Here is a 20,920-nt window from a genome sequence, read left to right as displayed (position 1 = left end):
ATCTATTTAGTTGTAAAATTCTTTTTCCTGTTGATCTACAAGTATGGATAAGCTGCGTCTGTTACCGTCTTTGCTCAATCTGCATAACTTTTCAGCGTCCTTCCTGTTAGTAATATGGCAATAAAAAATATTAATGCTCATATTGCTGTAGGGGATGTAGAGCAACGGTTGGTGTATATCGGTTAAAGGTGGTGTAGATACTAAACTATAGTCATAACTCCTTTTCAGCCAACGAAGTAAATCCTTTGTCCTTTCTTTAAGTAGCAGCTTTTGTTTAAATTGGGAAAATTCCTCCTGAAGGGTGTTTGCATCTACTGTAGATGATTCCTTATCGCCCATTTCTAGATAAATATGATGTAAGGCATCATGTGAGCGGTCTTTTTTTAGCATGCTATCAACCGTATAATTCCGATCATTTATCCAATCTAGAAGTGTACCACCTGCACTTAGTTTTATTGGTGCATCAGACGTTTGTGTTGGCACCAAATGTAAAAGGATCACACTATGACCTTCTTTTGCTAGAAACAAAGCAATGCTTTGGATGGCGTTAAACCGTTCTTCAGCCGTGCATAAAGAATAAATACCTATAAGTGGCGTATTGGAAGGATCCGATGTTTGTAGCTGACGCATTATTTTGGTCAGTGCTTTGAGGCTTGACTGGTCGTTGTCGTCAATCGATAGTGTGGCCTTTTTGGGATGGAAATAGATAACCGGATCTTTAGTTGCAATATCCTGCGGTCTGACGACTTTGGGATGACGGTATTTACGATAAAAAATGAAGCCAATAGGCAAGATGATCGTGCTAAGTATGCTCACCGATAACCAGGCAATAGACGTCGATGATGATGGTTTCCTAAAAGTAAGCGAGTTAATGACTGTTGACGTGCTTGCCGTAGTGTCTTCACCACGATGTATGGTTAATGGCGCGGTATGCTTGAGCGTTGTTTGGTATTGCTCTAGCAGGTCATGATATTTTTCGGTTACGGAATCCAATTCGGTAAATAACGCTTCTAGCGTTGCACTTTGTTCAACCGGGGCTGTTTGCTTTGTTTTTGATCGACGCTCGTTGATTTGATGTTCTTTCCGGATTTTATCTTTTAAGGTCCCAATCAGTGTTTGTTGTGCGAATTGTACATTTGGAAGAGTCGACCGATCTTTAAAATAGACTATTTGTAGATGATTGTATTGTTCGACTGAGCGTACCAGCTGTGAATCGTTTAAGGGAAAGAGAGGTATTTGATTAAATTGTCCTATGGGCGTCTCTGCATAGGTTAACATGGTTTCCAGCTTTTGAATAGCTAGTTTATCTATACTTTTTCGCCTGTTTGCATCCACTTGCATTTCTTCTTCTGTTTTGTTCAGCTGCTCATTGACGTCGTTATTTAGCCTTCCTATCGTACGATTAACTGCTTGGATCTCTTTTTCCAACGACAATATTTCAGACGTTTGGTTATTGGCTTTCGGATGTTGAGTATGTCCCTGCAATTTATTATCCGTATGAGTTGAACTTAGACTTGTAATCACGAAGCCGACCAAGAGAACTGTAATGGTAAGTAGTATCCAATATTTGTTATGTACATATACCTTAATACTTTCTATCAATAGAACCAAATTTCTGCTATTCTTCATTCTTCTAATCGCCTGCTAGCTTCTTGTTTGATATAGTACGTAGATAATTAAACAATAGATTTACCGCATTATCGATTGTGTAGCTAATAGGTTATTGTTTGGCTTGTGTGTGTGAAAATTTGGTTATACGTTTTTATGGTGTTATCTACACGCCGAATGTTGTAAATACTTCAAATTCTTCTAAAACTTACTATCTTTGTGTTTGCAAAAAATCACGTAGTAGGTGATTTTGATTGAATTATTTAAAAAAAACTTAAAATCATAGTTGTAGATGATTAAAATTACACTTCCTGACGGTTCTTTCCGTCAGTATGAAAAAGGAACAACCTCCTTGCAAATTGCACAATCTATTTCTGAAGGTCTAGCCCGTAATGTCTTAGCTGCGGAGGTAGATGGCCAAGTATGGGACGCTACGAGATCAATTGAGAAAGATGCCCACGTACGTTTATTAACCTGGAATGACCAAGATGGTAAAGCAACTTTTTGGCATTCATCGGCTCACTTGATGGCGGAAGCTTTGGAAGCACTTTATCCGGGAACAAAATTTGGTATCGGTCCAGCTATTGAAACAGGGTTTTATTACGATGTCGATTTTGGTGACCGTAATTTTTCCTCAGATGATTTCAAAAAAATAGAGGATAAAATGTTGGAGCTTGCACGCACCAAGGCTGTTTATGTTAGGCAAGAGGTCTCTAAAGCAGATGCAGAAGCTTATTTTGTAGAGAAAGGTGATGAGTATAAGTTAGATCTGATTAAGGATCTTGAAGATGGCACGATCACTTTTTATACACAAGGTAATTTTACCGATCTCTGTAGAGGACCGCATATCCCAAATACAGGTTTTATCAAAGCTATTAAACTCACAAATGTAGCTGGCGCTTATTGGCGTGGCGATGAGAGTCGTAAGCAGCTCACAAGAATTTATGGTGTTACCTTTCCGAAAGCTGGGGAGTTGGCCGATTATCTTAAGATGATTGAAGAAGCTAAGAAGCGTGACCATCGTAAATTAGGAAAAGAGCTGGAGTTGTTTACATTTTCTGAAAAGGTTGGGATGGGACTGCCATTATGGCTGCCCAAAGGGGCAGCACTTCGGCAAAAGTTGATAGACTTTTTGCAAAGAGCGCAGATACGGTCGGGATATGAACCGGTGATTACACCACATATTGGGCATAAAAATCTATACGTTACATCTGGACACTACGAGAAATATGGAGCGGATTCTTTTCAGCCCATTAAAACACCACAGGAGGGGGAGGAGTTTTTCTTAAAACCAATGAATTGTCCTCATCATTGTGAAATTTATAAAACTAAACCACGTTCCTATAAAGATTTACCCGTGCGTTTTGCCGAGTTTGGAACAGTTTATCGTTATGAGCAAAGTGGAGAATTACACGGGTTAACCCGTGTAAGGGGCTTTACACAAGACGATGCCCATCTGTTTTGTAGGCCAGATCAGGTGAAAGACGAATTCAAAAAAGTAATCGATCTAGTACTCTATGTATTTAAGGCACTGGGATTTGATTCTTATACCGCGCAGATTTCGCTACGTGATCCAGAGAATAAATCAAAATATATTGGTACAGAAGAAAACTGGCTGCTCGCAGAAGCCGCAATTGTTGAAGCAGCAGAAGAAAAGGGATTAGATACAGTAGTTGAGCTTGGAGAGGCTGCTTTCTATGGTCCTAAGCTGGATTTTATGGTGAAAGATGCCCTTGGACGGAAATGGCAATTGGGAACTATTCAGGTAGATTATAACCTGCCGGACCGCTTTGAACTGGAATACACCGGAAGTGATAATCAAAAACATCGTCCTGTAATGATACATCGTGCGCCTTTCGGTTCATTGGAGCGCTTTGTAGCTGTGCTTATTGAGCACTGTGCAGGGGAGTTCCCATTATGGCTTATACCTGAGCAGTTTATTGTATTGCCAGTGTCAGAAAAGTACGAAGAATATGCGAAAAAACTTTTAGAATCACTAAATAATACCGATATTCGCGGGTTGATTGATTTGCGAGATGAAAAAGTTGGAAGGAAGATCCGTGACGCTGAAGTAAAAAAGATACCTTACATGCTTATAGTGGGTGAAAAAGAGGTGGAGAATGGCACGGTTTCTGTGCGAAAACATGGCGAAGGCGACCTTGGCAGTATGACTGCGGAAGCTTTCCAAACGCAATTAACAAAGGAAATAACTATTTAAATTAAAGGAAAAATTTGGCATTAGGAAGACCAGGAATGAGAGGGCCGCGCCCTCCGTTTAAAAAGAAAGAACCCGATCATCGAATTAATCAACATATCAGAGCAACAGAAGTACGTCTGGTTGGTGAAAATGTAGAACAAGGGGTTTATCCAATTAAGCAAGCGTTGGCGATAGCCGATGATCTAGACCTTGATTTGGTTGAAATCTCTCCAAATGCAAATCCTCCCGTATGTAAAGTTGTTGATTACAGCAAATTTGTTTACGAACAAAAAAAGAAGCTAAAAGAAATTAAGGCGAATGCCAAGCAAACGGTTATTAAAGAAATTCGTTTTGGCCCTAATACGAACGAACACGACTTCGACTTCAAGCTTAAGCACGCAATCAAATTTTTGGAAGCAGGCGAGAAGGTTCGTGCTTATGTACATTTTAAAGGCCGAGCAATTGTATATAAAGACCGGGGAGAAATCCTTCTTTTAAAGTTTGCTCAGGCATTGGAGGAAATTGGTAAAGTGGAACTTCTTCCAAAATTGGAAGGTAAACGTATGTTTATTACCGTGGCTCCAAAAAATCCAAAAAACAAATAAAAAAACGTTCTTCGTTAGCTTTAGGAAGGCGGCCTTCATATTATTTGAGGAATACATGTCTTGAAGGCGCGTGAGGATGTATGTAGATTGACTAATAGATAGATAAAAATAGATAAGATTATGCCAAAAGTAAAAACCAATTCCAGTGCAAAAAAGCGTTTCGCTATTACTGGAACAGGTAAGATCAAGAGAAAACACGCATATAAAAGCCATATCTTAACCAAGAAGAGTACTAAGCGCAAGCGTAATTTAACGCAGACGGGTTTGGTAGCTGATGGAGATATGGGCAATGTAAAACGTATGCTTGCTATCGGGAAATAACAGATTATTATTAACACATTTTATTAACCGGGTATTGGGTTGTAAGCCTGTTGACTGTAAACAATAGAAAACACAGCGCCTTTTACCAAATTAATTAAATTTACTATGCCACGTTCGGTTAACGCAGTAGCTTCGAGAAGAAGAAGAAAAAAGATCCTTAAATTAGCCAAGGGTTACTATGGGTCACGTAGCAAGGTTTACACCATTGCTAAAAATACGGTTGAAAAAGGTTTGCAATATGCTTATCGCGACCGTAAAACCAAGAAAAGAGAATTTAGAGCATTATGGATTCAACGTATCAATGCGGGTGCCCGTCAACACGGAATTTCTTATTCTCAATTGATAGGTAAGTTAAATGCTAAGGATATCGGCTTAAACCGTAAGGTTTTAGCAGACTTAGCTTTGAACAACCCAGACGCTTTCAAAGCAGTAATTGATACAGTTAAATAAATATTAATTTATCATAGTCTATTAGTGAAAAAGGAGGTCAATTGATCTCCTTTTTTTGTACAGGCGTATATATTTTTGGTACAAAATAAATCTATGATGACCTAGACGTGCTTGCTACGTACTATGGCCGAAAAACTTTTTTATTACTATAGCTTTGTGCTTGAAAAAGTGCCTCTTCGTTAATCGCCGCAAAATTGCCCTTATCCTTTAGAAAGCTTAATAAGGCCTCGGTAGCGATGTTTCCAGTTAGCTTGTCACTTGCCATTGGGCAACCACCATATCCACCTAATGCAGTATCAAAGCGCTTGCAACCACTATTGAAAGCGGCTTCTATTTTTTTCACTACTGTAGGCGGCGTGCTGTGCAGGTGCATACCGAGATCGATTGTTGGGAAGCTCGCATGCAATGTATCGTATAGCTGTTTGATGTTTTCAGGAGTCGATACGCCTGTGGTATCTGCCAACATTAGGTTTTTGATTCCCATCTGCACTAATTGCTCTGTATACTCGGTGACAATTTCTGGGCTCCAAGGATCGTTATATGGATTTCCGAAAGCCATTGATAAATATACAAGCGGCTGTTTATTATGTTTGTCACAGAGTGATATGATTTCTTTCACACGCTCAAGCGAATCTGTAATGCCCGCATTCGTATTGCGTAGCTGAAAAGTTTCGGAAACAGAAAAGGGAAAGCCTAAAAAACTTATTTCTTTGTGGGTACAAGCCTCTATTGCTCCACGTACATTAGCAATGATAGCAAGGAGTTTTGTTGAAGTTTGTGAAAGGTCTAATCGATGTAAGACATCTACCGTATCAATTAATTGGGGTATTGCCTTCGGCGAGACAAAACTTCCGAAATCCAAACGATCGAATCCAACCTTAAGCAGTAGATTGAGGTATGTTGCCTTGATTTCGGTGGGTATAAAATGATGGATGCCCTGCATCGCATCTCTCGGACATTCGGTAATCTCGATCATATCTTACTTATTGGTTAGCCCTGTTAGATAAATATAGCCAAAAAAACATACTGTTACGGCTAGAACCGTCAGGCTAATTTAATAAATAATTACCTCTTTATTCCTTCATCTGTAATAGACTTATAGTTTGCTACTCATTCAAGGTGCCTTTGATTTTCACTTGGAGACCATCAAGCTGTTCAGAAAGCCTTATTTGGCAAGCGAGCCTACTGTTCTCATCAGCATCAGGTAAAGCGTCCAGCATATCTAGCTCTTCTTCCGACGGCTCATGCAAGTGCGTTATGCCAGCCTGTACTTCAACATGACATGTTGCGCAGAGGGCCATGCCCCCACAGGTAGCTAATATATTGTATTCAGAAGCTTTCAGAATTTCCATTAAGCTTAAATTGATGTCTTCCGGAATTTCTATCACTTGTGTGCAGCCATTTCGATCTTCAACTGTAATATGAATCATTGTTGTTTGTGTTTAGTATTAACGTCAAAGTCCCATAAAAAACGACTTTTAACTAGCTCAATACGATATAAATTGCGCTTAAGCGTTTTAAAAAGCGTTGATACCGTTGACCGTGGTGTATTTGAAACTCAATTTTTGTTCGGGATACACGTACTTAAAAGCACTTTGTGCCATTAAGGCGGCTTCATGGTATCCACATAATATCAGTTTTAATTTGCCTGGATAGGTGTTAATATCACCTATAGCATAGATGCGTTCAATGTTGGTTGAATAATCGAATGTGTCGACTGCTATCGCCGATTTATCGATGTTCAAGCCCCAGTTTGCGATTGCTCCTAGTTTAGGACTCAAGCCGAACAAAGGAATTAATGCATCGACTTCGATGAAAGAAGTTTCTTGTTGCTTGTTCACTACGCCAACTCTATTTAAATGGCCATACCCGTCTACACTATGTATATTGTGTGATAGTAACAAGTCGATTTTTCCAGCTTGTGCTAACTCAAATACTTTCGCGGCAGAATCTGGAGCTCCCCTGAAATTGTCGCTCCGATGGATAAGTGTGACACGTTGCGCAATTTCGCTAAGAAAGATTGCCCAATCTAAGGCAGAATCACCTCCTCCAGCGATGGCTACTTTGCGGTCTCTGAATAATTCAGGGTTTTTTACCATATAACTTACTCCCTTTCCTTCATAAGTAGAAAGGCCTGGTATATCAGGTTTACGAGGTTCAAAAGAACCTAAACCACCCGCTATAACAACTACTTTCGCATGTATATTTGTGCCCTCGTTCCCAAAAATCAGGTATGAATCATCAGATTGTTTTTCAAGTGACTCTACACGCTCACCTAAAGTAAAAGTAGGATGAAAGGGCGCTATCTGTTCCATCTGTCTGTCGATAAGCTCCTGTGCCTTAATGGTGGGATATCCGGGAATGTCGTATATGGGTTTATGTGGATATATTTCTGAGAGTTGGCCACCCACTTGCGGCAAGGCATCTATTAAATGACAGCGCATTTTTAGAAGACCTGCTTCAAATACCGCAAATAGACCGACTGGGCCTGCACCAATAATACATATATCTGTTGTTATCATCTGTTCTTAATTTGTGTATACCACCTGCTTTACAGCTCTAAGTTATTATATATTGTATTCAGTATGCGTGCCAATTGATTGAAATCCTCTTCATCTAGATTTTCCCATGCTTTTGTACGTATCTTTTTAATTTCTGGAGAAAACTCAGCGACTTTTAATTTTCCCTGTTCTGTAAGATGTACAATAAAACTTCTCCTGTCGTTGGGGTGTACACGTCGCTCGGCTAGCTGTTTTTTTACGAGAATATCTACTATACGGGTTAATGTAGGTTGGTCTTTCCCACAACGTTCTGCTAGTTCTCTTTGTGAAAGATCTGAAAACTCATGAAGACTTTTTAAAACCATCCATTGATCTAGCGTAATATCGAATCCGTTATTGGCAAAGGCCGCTTGCGCATATTGCTTTACCCGACGAGCAGTGCGATCGAGTATGAAAGAATACATGTTATAAGGTTCTGTTTGCATAACAATATTTAGTATAACAAATATAAGTATATTAAATATAAAGGCTATTGTAATAGGTCATTTAAATGTTAAATAGAAGCGTGTAAAGGTATAAAAAAGAAGGCGTCTAAAAAGGGCGCCTTCTTTCGTTTTGTATCTACCTGTAGAGTCTATCGGTTTTAGGATGTTACTCTGCGACCAATGGTTGATAGCAGTAGTTTATCCATTTGGGGTCATAAATAAGGGGATTATTGTATTTAGGTTCGTTGTTTGGGCCTGACGAAGTTGTTTTCAGGAGCTTTTTCGACCATTTTCTCAGGTTATGCCCTATACACATCAGGGCGAACTCAATATCGACCTTTTCAAGCCCCCTCATGGTTAACCTGTTGAATCTGTTGTTGCTTTTCATCTGTCCGAAGACCGCCTCCACTTCTATGGGGCGTTTACTCCGGTGGTACTTTCCTGTTTCCGATGTTAGACGTTCGCGTGCCCTGGTCTTCAGTTCGTTCAACCGGTGGTTGACTTCGATGATCCTGTTTCCCTGCGCTTTATGGCACTGTGGAATTGCAACTTAAAATAGGAGACTTTTTTATGCTGCCATTTTCTCTTTTTCCAATAGCATCTCTTCGATCTGCTTAGGGGTTTTATATCCCAGGGCAGAATGTGTTCTTTTGGTATTATAAAAACCTTCAATATATCCAAAGATCTCCAATTTAGCCGATTGCTGATCGATGAATTTTCTATGGTAGATCATTTCAGCCTTTAGTGTCTTGAAAAAGCTCTCAGCTACTGCATTGTCCCAGCAATTGGCCTTCCTACTCATGCTTTGAAGTATCTTGTTTTTTACAATTACCCTCCTGAATTCATCGCAGGCATATTGGATCCCTCTATCCGAATGGAAGATAAGACCATCTTTGATACCTCGGTTTCTAATAGCCATTTTGATGGCTTGTACAGAAGTGTTTTTAGTCGTCATATCGGTGCTTAAAGACCATCCAATGACTTTTCTGTCCGCCAGATCGATAACCGTTGTTAGATAAAGCCACCCTTTGCCGGTATGGATGTAAGTAATGTCGCTAACCCATTTTTGCGATAGGGAATCCGCTGAAAAATCTCTTTGGAGGAGATTTTCAGCTATCCTATAACTATGGCTCGAATCTGTGGTCACCCTATATTTTTTCTTAACCTTACTTCGTATCCCATGTTTCTTCATCAATCTTGCTACGTAGCTTCTTGATACCATTTCACCTTTTTTGTGCAGCTCTGCGGTTATCCGTGGGCTGCCATAGATATACTTACTGTCACTGTGTACCTGCTGTATTTTATCCACAAGTGCTTTACTGCGTTGTTCCCTGGGGGATTCGGGCCAAACCAGCCAACGGTAAAAACAACTGCTGCTAACGTTCAATACTTCGCACATCTTCTCTACGGAATATACTTCTCGGTTCTCCTTTATGAACCGGTATATGGACCGTCTCCCCTGGAGAAGATGGCTATGGCCTTTTTTAAGATATCGCGTTCTAATTCTGTATCTCTTAATTTCTTGCGTAAAATCCTTAACTCCTGCTCCTCCGGACTGATCTTGGGATTGTCAGGTAAAACCTTATTCCCATTATAACGTGGATTTCTACGCCATTTACTCAGTAAACTGGGGTCTATGTCTAATTCCTTAGCTACATCGGCTACAGATCCCTTAACAACGCTCAAATCGACCGCCATTATCTTAAACGAATCATCAAATTTTCTATGCATTTCTACAAATTTAAAATTACTGTCTAAATCTGTCTCGCTTTAAAGGTAGCAACTCCACTGCCCCCGAAGCGGGCAGCCTTCACAGCGTTCGGCCCTGTAATAGCTCACCCGGGAACTATATCCATTGGTGCTTTTGCGTATTCCCTTACCGGCAAACTCCATCTTCTGTCCCATCGGGCACACATAGAAGTCCTGCTCTTTATGATAATACAGGTTCTGTAATAGAAAAGGATTGTTCCTCTGGTTGCGTTTCTGCTCTTTGTGGAAGTAATTATATTTCACGTAACCTTCTATGTTCTTTGATTCCAGCATTTCATAGTTCTCTTCACTTCCGTAACCGGCATCGGCCACCACCACATCGCTCTGCCTGTTATATTGATCTTCGAAGCTATCAAGATGGTCTTCCAATGTGGTGGTATCGGTGCTTGTCTGGTGGATACTGTAGTGGGTGATGAACTGTTCTTCCGTACTGATCTGCGTGTTGTAGGCCGGTTTGAGCTGCCCGTTCTGCATGTGGTCATCTTTCAGCCGCATGAAGGTGGCATCTTCATCGGTTTTGCTGTAACTGTTCCTTTCCCCCAGTGTAGCCAATTGCTTTTCGTACTTTTCCAGCCTTGGAAGATGTTCTTCCCGCAGCTTTTTAAGCTGTTTTTGGGTAGGTTTTGCTGTTGCTTTGAGCTTTTCGTTCAGTAAAGAAAGTCTGTCCCTGAGCTCATTGCTCTTAATAGGTTTGGGTGTTTCATCCCTGCCCAGTTCCGATTGGTCCTGTTTTATCTGTGATTCAATGTCCGAGAGGACCGACTGTATTTTATTTTCCAGTTTTGCTTTGTTCTTTTCCACCGAACCTTTCCATACAAAAGTGTAACGGCCTGCCGCCGATTCAATCTTTGTACCGTCTATGTACTGGACCTTTAGGCTTACATAGCCCAGTTCGGCAAGCAAACGGACAACATCGGCAAAAAGGGAATGGATATGCCCTTTAAGTCTTTTGCCACGGAAGTGGTTGATCGTTCGGTAATCCGGTGCACTGTGGCCCGAAAGCCACATGAAATAGATATTCTCCTGTAAGGCCTTTTCTATCCTGCGGCACGAATAGATGTTGCCCAGATAGGCATAGAACAGCACTTTGATCATCATACGCGGATGTAAACTGCTCGTGCCGCCACCTTTGTACTGTCCTATGATGTGGTCGATGTTCAGTCTGTCAACCACTGCATTTACCAGACGTACCGGGTGGTTCTCTGGGATCTTTGCAAAAATATCTTCCGGAAACAGGCTCGGACTGTTGGACGGTAATGCTTTGAATAGTATGTTTGCCATATTGTTTGGGTGCACCTAAAAATAACTGTTTTTTAGGACAAAAAATAAAAATCCCCGACACTTTTTCAGTATCGGGGATCTTCTATTAATAGGGCTTTTTAGACAGCTCCTTTTAGCTATAAGGCTACTGGTTATTACACTTTAGCAGTCTTCAAATTTGTTCTGTCGAGGTTTGTTTCTTTGACTTTGGGAGATTCTTTTGATTGTAGGTCAACCACCATAGGGGCGGCAAGAAAAATAGATGAATAAGTTCCTAAAACAATTCCGATAAGGATTGCAAAAGAGAATCCCCTTATTACTTCTCCACCAAAGATAAAGAGCACTGCCATTACGAATATAACGGTAAGTGATGTAATAATGGTACGGCTTAATGTTTTATTGATAGCCGTATTTATCACACTACCTAAAGGTTCACTTTGTGCTTTATGGATGCCTAGATATTCACGTAGGCGATCGAACACAACTACCGTATCGTTTATGGAATAAGCCACTACTGTTAAGATTGCAGCAATGAAATGCTGGTCCATATCCAAAGAGAATGGCAGAATGCCGTCAAAAATGGAAAATATACCTAATAATACGATAGCATCATGTATAATTGATATTGCCGCCGCGATACTATATTGCCACTTACGGAAACGTATTAAGATATACAGGGCAATAATAACAATCGAAAATATCACAGAATAAATTGCCGAAACTTTAATGTCGTTGGCAATGGTTGGCCCAACCTTTTGAGAGCTGGCTATTTCGAAGGGATTATCCTGTATTTTGGCCAACCCTTCATTTAATTTATCCAGCACCTGTTTATCTGCCGCATCATCTGTTTGATCAATTAGGTAGGGTGTTGTTATACGTAATTGATTGTCATTACCGAAAGTTTTTACCTCGCTGGTAACGCCGAAAGCACTATTTACATTTTCACGAACTTCTTCTAAATTAACTGCTTGCTCATATTTAATAGTATAGGTCCGTCCACCAGAGAAATCTACTCCCAGGCTAAAGCCCTTGGTGAAGATAAAAATGAGACTTACAGCTATTAGGGCAAAAGAAAAGCCATAGAATTTTTTCCGGTTTTTTACAAAACCAAAATTGGCGTTTTTCAAGGTGTGATCACTCCAAGGGTAAGATACGGTAATTTTCATATCCTTTTTGATCATCCATTCGAATATGATACGTGTAATAAAAATCGCCGTAAATAGGGAAGTAATAATACCAAGCATCAAGGTGGTGGCAAAACCTAAAATTGGGCCGCTACCAAAAATATATAAGATCACACCAACTAAGAAAGTCGTAATCTGGGAGTCTAAGATGGAAGGCATAGCGTGTTTGTAACCATCTGATATCGCTTGTCTGATCCCTTTACCCAAAGCAAATTCTTCGCGTATACGTTCATAAATCAGTACATTGGCGTCTACTGCCGTACCCATGGTAAGTACGATACCAGCAATACCCGGAAGGGTTAGCACCGCTCCAAGCGAAGCAAGAATCCCCATGATGAAGAACACATTGAAAATCACTGCTACGTTAGCCACTAATCCGGCACGGTTGTAATAAAAGATCATGAATACCAGCACGACTACTAAACCGATTACAGATGAATTAACGCCGGCATCGATAGCTGCTTGGCCAAGAGTAGGACCCACAATGGCTTCTTCTACAATTTTTGCAGGTGCGGGTAAACGGCCCGCTTTTAATACGTTTGCTAAGTCCTGCGTGTCTTCAAAAGTGAAATTACCGGTAATTGATGATATACCGTTAGCAATTTCATCCTGAACGGTAGGAGCCGAGTAGACGGTATTGTCTAATACGATCGCTATGGCTCTCTTAGGATTAGCAGAAGCTGCAGCTGCACTGATTTTTCTCCATGCGCGGGCTCCTTCGCTATTCATAATCATTTCTACCTGCGGACTGTTTGTGCGCTGATCAACATCTGCCCTTGCATCCGCAATAACATTACCTCCAAGTACTGCTTCACCATCTAAACCGGTTGGTTTAATGGCAAACAATTGGAACATTTTGGTTTCTTTTGAAACCGGTTTTACACTCCAAAGTAATTTTACATTGGCAGGAATAATAGCTTTAACAGCTGGGTGGTTAAAATAACTGTTTACAAGAGCTGTATCTTTTTGTAAAACATAACCAACAACAGGCCCTTGTCCGAGTGTCTGTTGACCTTGTGGTCCCTGTCCGATATTTGGGCTTAATATAGCAAACAATGGATTTTGACTTCTAGCTTGTTCCATTGCCAAATCACTGCTATCGCCACCTAATGAATCAGCTGAAACATTGTCACTTGCTCCTAAAGATGCCAACCGGCCTTCTTCCTTCGTAGCTGCGGTATCACTTGCTACACTTTGAGATGATGTTTTACTGGTATCCTTTAGAGCAGAAGCGAGTGTGTTATTTGCGTTCTCAAGCAATGAAAAAATCTCCGTATTATCATAGGTCTCCCAGAACTCTAATTTTGCCGACCCTTGCAAGAGCTTACGAACACGATCTTCATCGGTAACGCCGGGAAGTTCAATCAAAATACGATTGGTACCCTGTTGCCTTTGTATATTTGGAGAAGTTACACCAAATTTATCAATACGTGTACGTAAAATGTTGAAAGAACGATCTATCGCGCTTCCTGACTCTTTCTGTAAGAACCTAAGAATATCCGCATCGCTTGAGTTGGGGTTAATATTGCTAACCGCATTGTCTTTATTAGCGAAAAAAGTAGCAAGTTTTCCATCAGGATTCAATTTTTTGAATTCTTCACCAAATAAGCTTACGAAGTCTTTCTGACTGTCTTTACTACGAGATTGCGCATTTTCCAATGCTTTTTGAAAGTTAGCATCTTTGGGGTTATCCGCTAAATTATTAATAAGCTCTTTTAAGGAAATTTCCATCGTCACATTCATACCACCTTTTAGGTCGAGTCCTAATGCTAGTTCACGTTCTTTACAGTATTGGTACGAAAATTTAGCAAAACCGAGATTAAAAACATCTACGGTAGCCATTGAGTCTAAATAAGCCCGCTCTTTTACGGGATCACCTTTTGCATAAGCAACTGCATCGCGCTCTACCTTACGTGTTACAAATGTGAACGAGAGTGAATAGAGGCACGCAATTGTGATCAGTATTACAAAAAAGTTAATTAGGCCTTTACCTTGCATCTTTGTTTAGTGTTGTATTTATGTAATAGTTATTATATACATTTTCATCTTCAAAACTTATCTCTCAATGGTAGATTGAGCGATCGATAAATCACCTTTTGTATAGTATTTTTGTTGTTTACGTCAAAAGGCAATTCATCCAAGTTTCTTTAAGAACGGCAAAGCTATGAAATTTTTAAATAAACAAGCGGTTTATTGTAAGAAAAATGTCGGCTTGTTAGGATGGTGAAGTCTATCACGCATTTTTTACTTTAGAGTACTCAAAAAAGCTATAATCGAAGGGGTTTTTATCATCACTTTCGTGATGCTCCACATTTTCCAACAGCCACTCTTCATCATCTATTTCAGGAAAATAGGTGTCTGCATTATCAAATTCCTGATTGATTCTTGTTAAATAAATTTTATCTGCAGTGGCAAGTGCTTTTTCATAGATCTGTGCGCCGCCCACAATAAATACTTCGTCATCTTCTTCACATAATTCCAATGCTTCTTCCAGAGAGCCTGCAATTTCAATATTTTCTGCCTGGTAGTTCTCTTGCCGGGTAATTACTATATTACGTCGTTTTGGTAGCGCTTGGCCTACAGATTCGAATGTTTTTCGACCCATAACAACCGTATGGCCGGAGGTGGTTTTGCGGAAAAACTTTAAATCCGCCGGCATATGCCATAGTAGCTGATTGTTTTTGCCTATTGCATTATTTCTCGCTGCCGCAACAATAATAGATATAATCATGGTTTAAATGGTTAGACCGCCACTGCCGCCTTGATGTGGGGGTGAGGGTCGTAATCTTCTAATGTAAAATCTTCAAACTTAAAGTCAAATATACTTTTTATTTCTGGATTGATCCTCAATGAAGGTAACGTTTTTGGCGTACGGTTGAGCTGTAGCTCGGTTTGTTCCAAGTGGTTACTGTACAAATGAGCGTCACCCAAAGTGTGGATAAAATCTGCCGCTTCCATATCACAAACCTGAGCTACCATCATAGTTAGCAATGCGTAAGAGGCGATATTGAAGGGTACACCAAGAAATATATCGGCGCTACGCTGATAAAGCTGACAAGAGAGTTGTGGTTTTACTTGCCCCTTATTGGGGTTAGGCGGCGCAACGTAAAACTGAAAAAAAGCGTGGCAGGGTGGAAGAGCCATATGCTCAATTTCTGCCACATTCCAAGCCGATACGATGATTCGACGGGAGTCAGGATTGTTCTTCAATTGGTGGATAACCTGAGCTATCTGATCGATGTGTTTGCCTTCTGGAGTAGGCCAAGAACGCCACTGCGAACCGTAAACCGGACCCAAATTTCCCTTTTCATCAGCCCATTCGTCCCATATACTTACCTTATTCTCCCTCAGATAAGCAATATTAGTGTCGCCTTTGAGAAACCAAATAAGTTCGTGAATAATAGAGCGTAAGTGCAGCTTTTTAGTGGTCACCATCGGAAAACCTTCCTGGAGGTTAAATCGCATCTGGTAACCAAAAACACTACGGGTTCCGGTTCCTGTTCGATCGTGTTTATCAATGCCATTCTCGTATACGTGACGCATCAAATCAAGGTATTGCTGCATAGCTTTTTAATGAATTGTTAAGGAAGTAAAGATAGGGATTTTTTTGTTTATGGATAGATCAACCATTGTTGTTATTCGTTTCTCATTAAAAACAAGACGAATGCGTATATGTTCGGGATGACACCATTTTATAAAGCTACAAATCCTGCACAAACTGAGCAAAGCAACCTATCCGTCTTTTACCGTCTTTTGTCACGAGGAATTGCGTATCGGGACAACGGCAAGAGAATAAGGGTCAATCGAAAATTATGCTGAAGCAGAAGCGTCGCAGGCCGATCCGGACCTGTCAAATAACTCAGCTAGCGCTGTCACAGATGTTATTGCTTTAAAGATAGCTAATATCTTCTCCGCCAATGGTGATGGAATAAATGATTTTTTCGAGAGATCTGGACTAGAGTTATTTGAAGATAACGAACTGTATATATTTAATCGTTGGGGTGCTGAATTGTTCCACATAAAAAAGTATCAGAATAATTGGGATGGGCGGAACCTTAACGAAAGAACCTACTATGATGCCTTATGTATCAGAATGGAAAGTGGTAAATGGGAAACATTTAAAGGGTATATCACCATTAAACGAGAGCGGTAAATACTACAGATAAGTGAGCTATTAAAAGAACGATCAAAGATGGGATACCGTTCATTGTCCGTAATAATCATGAGCTAAATTTGCTTTCCATCTTTTTTATTGCTAATTCTGTGGCATGATTATTTTTGCCAATGCTAAAATTAATATTGGACTGCAAGTGCTCAACCGGAGATCTGATGGTTATCATAACTTGGAAACGATATTCTACCCGGTAAAGATGCACGATGTGCTGGAGATCGTGCCTGGCAATGAGTTGAAATTGGAGGTGTCTGGTTTGGATATCCCGAATAATAATCAAGATAACCTGTGCATCAGGGCTTATAAAGCACTGGCGAAAGACTTTAATCTAACTCCTGTCCATATTTATTTACACAAGAATATTCCTATAGGTGCGGGTTTAGGCGGCGGCTCTGCCGATGCCGCCTTTCTCCTAAAGTTATTGGCGCAGTATTTTGAGTTGAACCTCTCTGAAGAGACAATGGAAAATTATGCACGTGGACTCGGAGCCGATTGCTGTTTTTTTATTAAAAATACGCCAGTATATGCAACAGGTATCGGCGACATTTTTTCTGATGTTGACATAAATCTGTCGATCTACCACCTCGTACTTATAACGCCTAACATTCATATTTCTACTGGCGAAGCTTATGGAAGTGTTAAGACAACTGGCAAAGGGAAAAATCTCATAGAAGATATCAAACGTCCCGTAGATCAATGGAAAACGCACATATTTAATGATTTTGAGCCAGGTATATTTAATCGCTACCCGGAAATCAGGGGAATTAAATCATCACTATATGAAAAGGGTGCACTGTATGCAGCAATGAGTGGGTCAGGATCCACAGTATATGGTATCTTTAAAGAGAAAATTGATTTAGGCGATCTTGAAAACAGGTATCAAGTTTTTTGGATAAATGGATAACCAAAGAGAACGATAATAATAAATTTGACTACACAGCTGATCATAATTGATTAAAATATAACGTCTTACTTACAAAAAAATGAATAATCTGAATAATCCGATTTGGTTAATGAGCTCTGCTTTTGATAAATTGAGCTTGAATGAACTAGTTGAACAGGCGGAAAATATAGGTGTGCAAGGAATAGATCTTTGTGTATTCCGGAAGGACGGCACGCGGCAGGACCACACCGCTACTCATTTGGAATACGATAATTTTGGGCTGGACGATGCTAAAAGATTAATAGAACAATTTAATAAAGCAGAATTGCAACTCTCGCTGGGAGCATTTGAAAATATGATTGGCGGAGATGAGGGTCAACGTATAAAAAATCAAAACCACCTGTTGAAACTCATACGTATTGCTTATCTACTTGGTGGAGATGAAAATAATGTGAAAGTGGGGACCTTTGTTGGTTACAATCACGAACTTGGTGCTGAGGAAGGAGGTTTCCAAAAAAACTTGGATGCCTTTAAAAGGGTGTTTGAGCCAATAATACGCTATGCGGAAAGCTTGGGTGTAACGGTGTTATATGAAAACTGCCCAATGGAGGGGTGGCGCTCAGCGAGTTATACATCTACTTACAATAATTTGCCTGGAGTTTTAGCGGCTCGTAAGTTGATGTATGCCATGATCCCAAGTCGGGCTCACGGGGAGATATACGATCCTTCACACGATATATGGCAACATACTGACCCGGTGGAGGTGATTAAAGCAAGTGATATTTCTCGCATTCATCGAATTCACGTTAAGACTACCAGAAAACTCAAAAATAAAGCGCGGATTGAATGGGGTGGAATGTACCCCATGCAGCGGGTTGAATCATCATTGGCTGTACATGCTGAGGTGGAACAACCTAAAAATGATTGGGATCGCCATCATTATGAGGCAATGTTACCGGGTTTTGGTGGAACAGATCATATGGATTGGCGAGCTTTCGTAGATACATTAAGGAATAAGGGCTTTGCTGGACCCTTTGAAATTGAGAATGAAGCAAAAAACTCAAAAGATACAGGGAATATGGTGGCTACGGTGCAGGGATATGAGGCTGCGATCCACTTTTTGAGCCCGATGTTATGGAACTTGGGTACCAATGGGTACGCGTATAATAATCAAAATGATCTTCAGTATCCAGCGGTAGCGGATATTCCGGTAAAAAAAATGGATGACCTATAAGAACAGCCCAAAAACTTTTTTTTCCCATCACTGTTATAATGAGTATGAACACAAAAATAGAAAAGAAAGCAAAGAAAGAATGTAGCAAAACAACAAAATTTGTTGCTTTTGCTTTAACAGGATTGGCTCTTGGTGCAGCAGCCTACTACTTATTCGGGACGAAAGAGGGACGGAAAACGCTTAATAAAGCGGTAGATGGAGTAAATGATCTGAGTAAGACTTTAAAAGCTCAGGCAGAAGAAGGATTGCAACGAGCTACAAAACTTGCTAACAAAGCGAAGGAGGAATACCATAAGGTGATTAATTTGGCAGAAGAGAAGGGACATGAGGCTGCTGAAAAGGCTAGCAAATATAAAGGAGAAGCCAAAAAACTGACGAAAAAAGGGCTAGACTATGCTGAAGCATTAGCTAAGGAAGCGAAAGAGAAAGTTGATAAAGTGTAATTATACCTGGGTTAGATAATTTTTTGAGGCAGAAAGGCGCATTAGTTGTATCTTTGCCCAAATGGATTTATTCAAGCAAGTTACGCTGTTAATACGTAAAGAAATAACACTGGAGTGGCGATCAAAATACGCCCTTAACGGTATTCTTCTTTATGTGGTGTCGACAGTATTTGTTTGTTATCAGGCATTTAAATCGGTGCATCCCGTCATATGGAATGCGCTTTTTTGGATTATTATGCTGTTTGCTTCTATTAATGCGATCTCAAAAAGTTTTGTGCAAGAGAATAGGGGGCGACAATTATACTATTATACTTTAGTTAGCCCTAAGGCCGTAATTTTATCGAAAATTATCTATAATGTATTATTAATGCTACTGCTTTCTGCGGTAGCATTTTTTGCATATAACATAATTTTCAAAAATGAGCTTGGTGATCCAACACTATATTTTTTTGCTGTGGTACTTGGAAGTATGAGTTTTGCTACCGTCTTTACTATGGTCTCCAGTATCAGTGCGAAGGCGGGTAATAATGGTACGTTGATGGCTATCTTAAGTTTTCCGGTAATTATTCCAGTATTGATCGTACTTATCAAGCTGTCTAAGAACGCTATGGATGGGTTAGATTCTAGTGTAAGTTATGATGAAATAGGGGTGTTGGTAGCAATAAACTTAATAGTCGTTACTGTTTCTTTATTGTTATTTCCTTACATTTGGCGCGATTGATTAACATTGAAAGATATCTAATTTAAAAAATGAAGGCTTATTGGTGGAAAATATTGGGAGCTGTTATTATTCTATATTCTGTCATTATGGGTTTTTTAGGTCCTGTACCCAAACTTCCTATTCTTCACGAGACGATCCGAAATACCTATTTTCACATCCCCATGTGGTTTTCCATGATTCTATTATATCTCGTGTCCGTAATTTATAGCATAAAATACCTTTCTTCAGGAGATATAAAACAAGATGTGGTGGCTGTTGAATGTGTAAATGTTGGCATAATCTTCTGTGTTTTTGGTCTGGTTACCGGTATGCTTTGGGCTAATGTTACCTGGGGTGAGCCTTGGCCGAACGATCCAAAGCTAAATGGTTCGGCCATAGCTAGTTTAATGTATTTGGCTTACCTGGTTTTACGAAACGCTTTAGATGAGGAGCAAAAAAGAGCTAAAATATCAGCAATATATAATGTTTTTGCTTTTCCGGTAATGGTCGTATTGCTGTTCATCTTACCGCGCTTGACGGATTCTCTGCATCCTGGTAACGGTGGAAATCCAGCATTTGGAAGTTTAGATATGGATGGGCGTATGCGGATGGTTTTCTATCCTGCAGTTATCGGTTGGATGTTGATTGCTGTCTGGATTATGACCTTACGTTACCGATACAGAATTTTAGAGAGAAAACATCAGCGGTTGGATTTCTAAGATGAACGTTGATCAAAAAGAAGTAAAATTGAGAAAGCTGCTTTTTTGGTGGTTTTATGTACTTCGTTAAAAAACGTTAAAAGGTAGATGAAATGTATGGTTTTGAGATATTTATTTAAAATAAAATAATTATTTGTGATAAAAGGTATGAAGAAGCTAATTCTTTTGTTTTTGCTAGGGTTGACATCCTTTTTTTATAGTTTTGCACAACCATCAAATGGTGTTGAAATGGCTGATGGTCTACGGAGCTCAGGCAAGATTTACGTAGTGGTATCGGTAGTGTGTGTGATTTTTTTGGGATTCATTGCGTATCTTTTTGTTCTAGATCGTAAAATAAGCCGATTAGAAAACAAAGAAAAAAATAAGTAGGTCAAGCACAGCATAATGGA

General features: G+C 39.9%; 22 protein-coding genes and 1 pseudogene. 11 read left to right on the top strand and 12 right to left on the bottom strand.

Annotation, left to right across the window (positions count from 1 at the left end; all coding sequences use genetic code 11):
• Positions 1-6: 6 nt before the first annotated feature.
• Positions 7-1,629, bottom strand: coding sequence for a hypothetical protein (locus tag H8S90_RS20670; RefSeq protein WP_187339693.1), 1,623 nt, complete (start codon positions 1,627-1,629; stop codon positions 7-9).
• Between the two features lie 271 nt (positions 1,630-1,900).
• Here H8S90_RS20670 and thrS point away from each other — a divergent pair, with 271 nt between their 5' ends.
• The 4 genes from thrS to rplT all read left to right on the top strand — a co-directional run bounded on the left by thrS (position 1,901) and on the right by rplT (position 5,181).
• Positions 1,901-3,826 carry a threonine--tRNA ligase gene (gene thrS / locus H8S90_RS20665; protein WP_187339692.1) on the top strand — a complete coding sequence of 642 codons (1,926 nt, stop codon included), beginning with the start codon at positions 1,901-1,903 and terminating at the stop codon, positions 3,824-3,826.
• A gap of 14 nt (positions 3,827-3,840) precedes the next feature.
• Positions 3,841-4,410 (top strand): translation initiation factor IF-3, encoded by a 570-nt coding sequence (gene infC, locus H8S90_RS20660; RefSeq protein ID WP_187339691.1) that lies wholly within the window; start codon positions 3,841-3,843, stop codon positions 4,408-4,410.
• A gap of 120 nt (positions 4,411-4,530) precedes the next feature.
• Complete coding sequence (rpmI, locus tag H8S90_RS20655) at positions 4,531-4,731, top strand: 50S ribosomal protein L35 (protein ID WP_187339690.1); 201 nt, start codon at positions 4,531-4,533, stop codon at positions 4,729-4,731.
• A gap of 105 nt (positions 4,732-4,836) precedes the next feature.
• Positions 4,837-5,181 (top strand): 50S ribosomal protein L20, encoded by a 345-nt coding sequence (rplT, locus tag H8S90_RS20650; RefSeq protein ID WP_187339689.1) that lies wholly within the window; start codon positions 4,837-4,839, stop codon positions 5,179-5,181.
• Positions 5,182-5,302: 121 nt separating this feature from the next.
• On the opposite strand, the gene H8S90_RS20645 is transcribed toward rplT, so the two are convergent.
• The 11 genes and pseudogenes from H8S90_RS20645 to H8S90_RS20595 all read right to left on the bottom strand — a co-directional run bounded on the left by H8S90_RS20645 (position 5,303) and on the right by H8S90_RS20595 (position 15,945).
• On the bottom strand, positions 5,303-6,157 hold the full coding sequence (locus tag H8S90_RS20645) for a hydroxymethylglutaryl-CoA lyase (RefSeq protein ID WP_187339688.1): 855 nt from the start codon (positions 6,155-6,157) through the stop codon (positions 5,303-5,305).
• A gap of 130 nt (positions 6,158-6,287) precedes the next feature.
• Positions 6,288-6,611, bottom strand: coding sequence for a 2Fe-2S iron-sulfur cluster-binding protein (locus tag H8S90_RS20640; RefSeq protein WP_187339687.1), 324 nt, complete (start codon positions 6,609-6,611; stop codon positions 6,288-6,290).
• Positions 6,612-6,698: 87 nt separating this feature from the next.
• Positions 6,699-7,703: an NAD(P)/FAD-dependent oxidoreductase gene (locus H8S90_RS20635; RefSeq protein WP_187339686.1), complete on the bottom strand. Its 1,005-nt coding sequence runs from the start codon at positions 7,701-7,703 to the stop codon at positions 6,699-6,701.
• Positions 7,704-7,732: 29 nt separating this feature from the next.
• Positions 7,733-8,167 carry a MarR family winged helix-turn-helix transcriptional regulator gene (locus tag H8S90_RS20630; protein WP_187339685.1) on the bottom strand — a complete coding sequence of 145 codons (435 nt, stop codon included), beginning with the start codon at positions 8,165-8,167 and terminating at the stop codon, positions 7,733-7,735.
• A 166-nt stretch (positions 8,168-8,333) separates the two neighbouring features.
• The gene (locus H8S90_RS20625) at positions 8,334-8,711 is read right to left on the bottom strand and encodes a transposase (RefSeq protein WP_222852350.1); all 378 of its coding nucleotides are present in this window, start codon (positions 8,709-8,711) and stop codon (positions 8,334-8,336) included.
• A gap of 24 nt (positions 8,712-8,735) precedes the next feature.
• Complete coding sequence (locus H8S90_RS20620; protein ID WP_255501942.1) at positions 8,736-9,671, bottom strand: IS3 family transposase; 936 nt, start codon at positions 9,669-9,671, stop codon at positions 8,736-8,738.
• Complete coding sequence (locus H8S90_RS20615) at positions 9,599-9,898, bottom strand: transposase (RefSeq protein ID WP_187339052.1); 300 nt, start codon at positions 9,896-9,898, stop codon at positions 9,599-9,601. Before H8S90_RS20615 ends, H8S90_RS20620 begins: the two co-directional genes overlap by 73 nt.
• A 57-nt stretch (positions 9,899-9,955) precedes the next feature.
• A pseudogene (locus tag H8S90_RS20610) lies at positions 9,956-11,218 on the bottom strand (IS1182 family transposase); the annotation flags it as partial.
• A gap of 134 nt (positions 11,219-11,352) precedes the next feature.
• Positions 11,353-14,379 carry a protein translocase subunit SecDF gene (gene secDF / locus H8S90_RS20605; protein WP_187339683.1) on the bottom strand — a complete coding sequence of 1,009 codons (3,027 nt, stop codon included), beginning with the start codon at positions 14,377-14,379 and terminating at the stop codon, positions 11,353-11,355.
• Between the two features lie 235 nt (positions 14,380-14,614).
• Complete coding sequence (locus H8S90_RS20600) at positions 14,615-15,112, bottom strand: dihydrofolate reductase (RefSeq protein WP_187339682.1); 498 nt, start codon at positions 15,110-15,112, stop codon at positions 14,615-14,617.
• Between the two features lie 11 nt (positions 15,113-15,123).
• Complete coding sequence (locus H8S90_RS20595) at positions 15,124-15,945, bottom strand: thymidylate synthase (RefSeq protein WP_187339681.1); 822 nt, start codon at positions 15,943-15,945, stop codon at positions 15,124-15,126.
• A gap of 238 nt (positions 15,946-16,183) precedes the next feature.
• Here H8S90_RS20595 and H8S90_RS26500 point away from each other — a divergent pair, with 238 nt between their 5' ends.
• The 7 genes from H8S90_RS26500 (at position 16,184) to H8S90_RS26000 (ending at position 20,900) form a co-directional block, all read left to right on the top strand.
• Complete coding sequence (locus H8S90_RS26500; RefSeq protein WP_187343125.1) at positions 16,184-16,534, top strand: gliding motility-associated C-terminal domain-containing protein; 351 nt, start codon at positions 16,184-16,186, stop codon at positions 16,532-16,534.
• A 115-nt stretch (positions 16,535-16,649) separates the two neighbouring features.
• Positions 16,650-17,456, top strand: coding sequence for a 4-(cytidine 5'-diphospho)-2-C-methyl-D-erythritol kinase (gene ispE, locus H8S90_RS20585; RefSeq protein ID WP_187339680.1), 807 nt, complete (start codon positions 16,650-16,652; stop codon positions 17,454-17,456).
• 79 nt (positions 17,457-17,535) lie between these two features.
• Positions 17,536-18,669: a sugar phosphate isomerase/epimerase gene (locus tag H8S90_RS20580; protein ID WP_187339679.1), complete on the top strand. Its 1,134-nt coding sequence runs from the start codon at positions 17,536-17,538 to the stop codon at positions 18,667-18,669.
• Between the two features lie 44 nt (positions 18,670-18,713).
• Entirely contained in the window at positions 18,714-19,112 is a 399-nt protein-coding gene (locus H8S90_RS20575; protein ID WP_187339678.1) for a YtxH domain-containing protein, read from the top strand.
• A gap of 61 nt (positions 19,113-19,173) precedes the next feature.
• Positions 19,174-19,833, top strand: coding sequence for a heme exporter protein CcmB (locus H8S90_RS20570; RefSeq protein ID WP_187339677.1), 660 nt, complete (start codon positions 19,174-19,176; stop codon positions 19,831-19,833).
• 29 nt (positions 19,834-19,862) lie between these two features.
• Positions 19,863-20,531 (top strand): cytochrome c biogenesis protein, encoded by a 669-nt coding sequence (gene ccsA, locus H8S90_RS20565; protein ID WP_187339676.1) that lies wholly within the window; start codon positions 19,863-19,865, stop codon positions 20,529-20,531.
• Positions 20,532-20,678: 147 nt separating this feature from the next.
• The gene (locus tag H8S90_RS26000) at positions 20,679-20,900 is read left to right on the top strand and encodes a CcmD family protein (protein ID WP_222852151.1); all 222 of its coding nucleotides are present in this window, start codon (positions 20,679-20,681) and stop codon (positions 20,898-20,900) included.
• The last annotated feature ends 20 nt before the right edge of the window (positions 20,901-20,920 follow it).

It is taken from the genome of Olivibacter sp. SDN3, assembly GCF_014334135.1.
GTDB lineage: Bacteria > Bacteroidota > Bacteroidia > Sphingobacteriales > Sphingobacteriaceae > Olivibacter.
The sequence above is the reverse complement of the archived record's forward strand: the minus strand, read 5'-3'. Positions and strand labels throughout refer to the sequence as shown.

Bases quoted from the DNA above. Each gene is read 5' to 3' on its own strand.
- H8S90_RS20670 (WP_187339693.1), bottom strand. From the start codon at position 1,629: ATGAAGAATAGCAGAAATTTGGTTCTATTGATAGAAAGTATTAAGGTA.
- thrS (WP_187339692.1), top strand. From the start codon at position 1,901: ATGATTAAAATTACACTTCCTGACGGTTCTTTCCGTCAGTATGAAAAA.
- rpmI (WP_187339690.1), top strand. From the start codon at position 4,531: ATGCCAAAAGTAAAAACCAATTCCAGTGCAAAAAAGCGTTTCGCTATT.
- rplT (WP_187339689.1), top strand. From the start codon at position 4,837: ATGCCACGTTCGGTTAACGCAGTAGCTTCGAGAAGAAGAAGAAAAAAG.
- H8S90_RS20645 (WP_187339688.1), bottom strand. From the start codon at position 6,157: ATGATCGAGATTACCGAATGTCCGAGAGATGCGATGCAGGGCATCCAT.
- H8S90_RS20640 (WP_187339687.1), bottom strand. From the start codon at position 6,611: ATGATTCATATTACAGTTGAAGATCGAAATGGCTGCACACAAGTGATA.
- H8S90_RS20635 (WP_187339686.1), bottom strand. From the start codon at position 7,703: ATGATAACAACAGATATATGTATTATTGGTGCAGGCCCAGTCGGTCTA.
- H8S90_RS20630 (WP_187339685.1), bottom strand. From the start codon at position 8,167: ATGCAAACAGAACCTTATAACATGTATTCTTTCATACTCGATCGCACT.
- H8S90_RS20615 (WP_187339052.1), bottom strand. From the start codon at position 9,898: ATGCATAGAAAATTTGATGATTCGTTTAAGATAATGGCGGTCGATTTG.
- secDF (WP_187339683.1), bottom strand. From the start codon at position 14,379: ATGCAAGGTAAAGGCCTAATTAACTTTTTTGTAATACTGATCACAATT.
- H8S90_RS20600 (WP_187339682.1), bottom strand. From the start codon at position 15,112: ATGATTATATCTATTATTGTTGCGGCAGCGAGAAATAATGCAATAGGC.
- H8S90_RS20595 (WP_187339681.1), bottom strand. From the start codon at position 15,945: ATGCAGCAATACCTTGATTTGATGCGTCACGTATACGAGAATGGCATT.
- ispE (WP_187339680.1), top strand. From the start codon at position 16,650: ATGATTATTTTTGCCAATGCTAAAATTAATATTGGACTGCAAGTGCTC.
- H8S90_RS20580 (WP_187339679.1), top strand. From the start codon at position 17,536: ATGAATAATCTGAATAATCCGATTTGGTTAATGAGCTCTGCTTTTGAT.
- H8S90_RS20575 (WP_187339678.1), top strand. From the start codon at position 18,714: ATGAACACAAAAATAGAAAAGAAAGCAAAGAAAGAATGTAGCAAAACA.
- H8S90_RS20570 (WP_187339677.1), top strand. From the start codon at position 19,174: ATGGATTTATTCAAGCAAGTTACGCTGTTAATACGTAAAGAAATAACA.
- ccsA (WP_187339676.1), top strand. From the start codon at position 19,863: ATGAAGGCTTATTGGTGGAAAATATTGGGAGCTGTTATTATTCTATAT.
- H8S90_RS26000 (WP_222852151.1), top strand. From the start codon at position 20,679: ATGAAGAAGCTAATTCTTTTGTTTTTGCTAGGGTTGACATCCTTTTTT.